At 65.7% G+C, this 277-nt stretch carries 1 protein-coding gene; it reads left to right on the top strand.

The features are described 5' to 3' along the window. On the top strand, nt 1-277 hold a 277-nt coding region (locus PSD17_RS23065), incomplete at both ends, for a cbb3-type cytochrome c oxidase subunit I (RefSeq protein ID WP_339124486.1).

Below are 277 nucleotides of genomic sequence, written 5' to 3'. Positions count from 1 at the left end.
TGCGGACGACGGACCCCAAGGACATCGCGATCCTGTACCTGGTCACGTCGTTCGGCTTCTTCCTGGCCGGCGGTGCGATGGCGCTGCTGATGCGCGCCGAGCTGGCCCGGCCGGGCATGCAGTTCCTCTCGCCAGAGCAGTACAACCAGCTGTTCACGATGCACGGCACGATCATGCTGCTGCTGTACGCGACGCCGATCCTGTTCGGCTTCGCCAACTACATCGTGCCGCTGCAGATCGGTGCCCCCGACGTCGCGTTCCCGCGGCTGAACGCCTT

The sequence above is a fragment of the Pseudonocardia sp. D17 genome, from assembly GCF_036984265.1.
In the GTDB taxonomy this organism is placed as follows: Bacteria; Actinomycetota; Actinomycetes; order Mycobacteriales; family Pseudonocardiaceae; genus Pseudonocardia; species Pseudonocardia benzenivorans.
This window is presented reverse-complemented; position numbering and strand designations above follow the sequence as displayed.